General features: G+C 56.0%; 4 protein-coding genes. 1 reads left to right on the forward strand and 3 read right to left on the reverse strand.

Translation table 11 applies throughout. From position 1 onward, the window contains the following. Positions 1-303 (reverse strand): LysR family transcriptional regulator (locus ENTHG_RS16520; RefSeq protein WP_044182035.1); only part of this gene is annotated, 303 nt, incomplete at its 3' end. 92 nt (positions 304-395) lie between these two features. Between ENTHG_RS16520 and ENTHG_RS16525 the strand changes: the two genes are divergently transcribed. Further along, positions 396-1,019: a serine-tRNA(Ala) deacylase AlaX gene (locus ENTHG_RS16525; RefSeq protein ID WP_044182038.1), complete on the forward strand. Its 624-nt coding sequence runs from the start codon at positions 396-398 to the stop codon at positions 1,017-1,019. A gap of 53 nt (positions 1,020-1,072) precedes the next feature. Here ENTHG_RS16525 and citB read toward each other — a convergent pair whose 3' ends face one another. Further along, a complete protein-coding gene (gene citB / locus ENTHG_RS16530; protein ID WP_044182040.1) occupies positions 1,073-1,771 on the reverse strand; it encodes a citrate response regulator transcription factor CitB in 699 nt (232 codons plus the stop codon). Beyond that, positions 1,764-3,392, reverse strand: coding sequence for a citrate sensor histidine kinase CitA (gene citA, locus ENTHG_RS16535; RefSeq protein ID WP_044182043.1), 1,629 nt, complete (start codon positions 3,390-3,392; stop codon positions 1,764-1,766). The genes citB and citA overlap by 8 nt, the downstream gene beginning before the upstream one ends. Positions 3,393-3,670: the final 278 nt, after the last annotated feature.

The following is a 3,670-nucleotide window of genomic DNA, read 5'->3' on the forward strand; positions in this document are numbered from 1 at the left end:
CGGCACGCTTAGCGTCAGCTTGCCCTGCGCAACCGCCTGACGGCTGCCAGCGGAGTTAATGGCCTGACGCGCTGCCGCCAGCATCTCCAGCGCGTGTTCATAAACTTTCTCTCCGGTATCGCTCAGGCGCAGCTTGCGGGTGGTGCGGTGCAAAAGCTTACACCCCATCTCCTGTTCCAGCCGCGACACGCTGCGGCTGACGGCCGAAGGCGTTGCGCCGGTTTGCCTTGCGACGGCGGAAAAGCTGCCCTGATCGACAACGTGAACAAACAGGGCGAGTTCGGGCAGGAGAGTCAGTTTCATTTGTGCTTCCGGAGCAAAGGTTCATTGAGGTCAGGCGGGATTATCCCTGTCTGGAATATCAATATACTGTTGCAACGAAGAGGAGGACAACCATGACTGAACGGCTTTATTACACCAGCGACGCCACAGAGGGGACGGCACGGGTGTTAAGTTGCCTGAGCGACGCCGATGGCCGCTATGCCATTACGCTCGATAGCACTTTATTTCATCCGCAGGGTGGGGGACAGCCTGCGGATCGCGGCTGGCTCGGCGATCTTCCCGTAGAGGGCGTGACGGTTCGCGGCGAGACCATTGTACATACTGTGTCGCAGCCGCTACCGATCGGCGAGGTGGCTCTCCGCGTGGATGCTGGCGCAAGGTTGCTGCACGCCCGGCTACATTCCGCCGGTCATCTGATTGGTCAGGCCGGGGAAGCGTATGGCTGGCAGCCGGTGAAAGCCCACCACTGGTCGGGAGAAGGGCGCATCACCTTTGCTGGCGGCGGCGCCCTGCCGGAAGCGAGCGCGTTGCTGGAAAGGGTTCAGCGCTGGCAGGCTGAAAACCTACCGCGGCGAATGACGTTCGCGGACGGCCTGCGGATCGTTGGGTTTGGCGATCTGCCCGGCTACCCCTGCGGCGGCACCCATGTCGTCAGCCTCTCTGAACTGGGGAGCGTCGTCATCACCCAGGTGAAGATGAAAAAAGGGCAGATGATCGTCAGCTACGACGTAGCCTGAGTAGAAGGCGGCGAGCCGGACAGCGCGCCGCGGCTGTGCGGACAGGCCGGATGCTAAACGGTATTAGTCACTTTGCCGTGATAAATTCGCTCCGGCCTGCCAACCTTGCCGTAGCTAATTTCCGCTTCCAGAAAATCGTTTTTTACCCCCTGCTCAAGGTAGCGACGGGCGGTGGTTTTACTGCTGCCGAGGAGCCGGGCCAGCGAGTCTGCGGTATGAACGATGGCGGGATCGGCGAAGAGTTGGAGTACGCGGTTAAAGGTACTCTCATCGATACCTCTGAGCGGCGAGCCGGGCGCTTCGGCCTGCTCTTTGGCCTGGATATTAAACAGCGCGTCCACATGCATCTGGCTTGCCTGTTCGCTGGAACGCAGCGAGCTACGGTAGCGGGCGAAGCGTTCAAGCGTATGCTGTAACCGCTGGTAATGGACCGGTTTTATCAGGTAATCAAAGACGCCCATCCGCAACGCTTCGCTGATGGTATCCATATGATTATCGGCGGTAATAAAGATGATGCGCCCTTTATAGTTGGTGTTTACGGTATGGCGGATAAGATCGAGCCCTTTGCCATCCGGCAGGAAATTATCCAGCAGGATTAACTGCGGCTGGTAAAGGCGGATCCATTTTTTGGCGCTTTCCAGCTTATCTGCAATGCCAATGACGTCGAACTGAGGAAATTGTTTGATGGTATCCACCAGGATTTCCGCGAGCATAGGTTCGTCTTCAACGATAAGAGTAGTGATGCTATCCATGATGTTCATCTCGGGTCAGGGGAATATAAAGAGTAAAAATGGTGCCAAAGGGGATGTTGTTATCGACGACGATATTGCCGCCTGCTTGTTCTACATAGCTGCGAACCAGCCACAATCCGATGCCGTGATCGCCGCTGTCGCTGCTGGTTACCCCACGCTCAAAAATACGATCGCGCAGGGCTTCATCAATTCCGCATCCCTGATCGGCGATCTCAATGATCGCCTCGTCGCCTTCGCTGTTGATAAGGCATTCAACCTGGCGGGACCCGCCCGACTGGCGCAGAGTGGCGTTGTAGGCATTGTCCAGTAGATTGCCGACAATCGAGATCCATTCATTGTGCGAGAGAGAGGAGGGGAGCGTCTCAACGTAGCAGCCAGGATCGAAGATCAGCTCCAGCCCGAGCTCTTTGGCCCGGTAATATTTCCCGATCAGCAAGCCGGCGAGGTGGTTCACTTTAAAATTGCGGGCAATAAAGTCGAGCACCTTCTGGTGGCTTTCTGACTGTTGCTGAATCAGATCGAGCGCCTCGTCGTAGCGTTTTAAAAACAGCAGCCCGGCAATGGTTGAGATGAGATTACGGTGCTCATGCTGGACGGCGCGCAGGTTATCCGCGTATTGCTGAACCTGGCTAAGCTGCAGGCTAAGCGTATTGATATCGTCCTTACTGCGAAAACTGATCACCCAACCCTGAGGCTCGCCGTTCAGCGCAACGGCCATCCGGCTGGCGATAACGTTAATCTGGTTAAAGGTAACGATTTCATCTTTTTTATTTTCCTGCGGCGCGTCGTAGAAAAAGGCCTCCTGGGCAATAACGCTGCTGATGCTTTTACCGATCAGAATCGTCTCCGGCTGGCTCAGGTTTAGCAGCCTGCGTGCCGTCTGGTTGATGGCGGTGATTTTGTAGTGGGAATCGATAGCGATCAGCCCTTCGAATACGGACTCAAACAGGACGCTTTGCTGGATAAGCAGTTGCGAAAGCTGCTGAGGCTCCATATTCAACATCTGTTTTTTGATGTGCAGCGAGAAGCGGCGAGCGCAGTAGAGCAGCAGCAGCAGCAGAATCACCATCGGGACTATCAGCGATCCGAGCTGCAGGCTTAACCAGTTTTCCAACTGTTCAATGGTGTATCCCACCGAGACAATACCAATGACTTTGCCGGTGCTGTCCTGGATCGGTGATTTTCCGCGCAACGAAGAGCCCAGCGAGCCTTTACGCACTGACACATAGCTTTTGCCGTTATACAGCGCCTCGTCGCTGTCGCCGCCCTCCATGGATTTGCCAATTTCATCGGGATTAACGTGATAGAGACGCTGGCCCGTTGCGTCGCCGACGGTGATATAGGTAGCGTCGGAAAATGAGCGCATCGGATCGATCAGCGCTTTGATCCGCGCCAGATCGTGTTTTTCCACCGCGTCGACCAGCTCCGGCATCGCGGAGATCTGCATCGCCTGAATCAGCGCGCGCTGTCCCACCTGGTAATGCAGGCGCTCTTCGGTGATATCGGTGAGATACCAGGTTATCGCCAGCATCACCATCGTTGAGGTAAACAGGATCAACAGGAAGATACGGTTCTGAAACGATCGCCGGGCAAACCACTGATTGATTTTTCGGATAAACATTGGGCGAATTGATATCAAAAGGTCATTTTCTCTCTTTTTATGGCAAAACTCCCTGAATTCGCGCGCATTTTTTAACGATTTCAGAAAATATCTAGCTGTCCCGGGTGCGGACGTTGTCCCGGATGCGGGCTTCGCCCCGGGTGCGGACGTTGTCCCGGATGCGCTGCGCTTATCCGGGCTACGGACCAGGTACCCCGGGTAAGGCGAAGCCGCACCCGGGGGAAGCCCCCCGGGAAAGGCCTACATCGCCAGCACGTACTTGAGCATCACCCCGGCCG

It is taken from the genome of Phytobacter massiliensis JC163 (genome assembly GCF_000321045.1).
GTDB classification, from domain to species: Bacteria; Pseudomonadota; Gammaproteobacteria; order Enterobacterales; family Enterobacteriaceae; genus Phytobacter_A; species Phytobacter_A massiliensis.

Bases quoted from the DNA above. Each gene is read 5' to 3' on its own strand.
- citA (WP_044182043.1), bottom strand. From the start codon at position 3,392: ATGTTTATCCGAAAAATCAATCAGTGGTTTGCCCGGCGATCGTTTCAG.
- ENTHG_RS16525 (WP_044182038.1), top strand. From the start codon at position 396: ATGACTGAACGGCTTTATTACACCAGCGACGCCACAGAGGGGACGGCA.
- citB (WP_044182040.1), bottom strand. From the start codon at position 1,771: ATGGATAGCATCACTACTCTTATCGTTGAAGACGAACCTATGCTCGCG.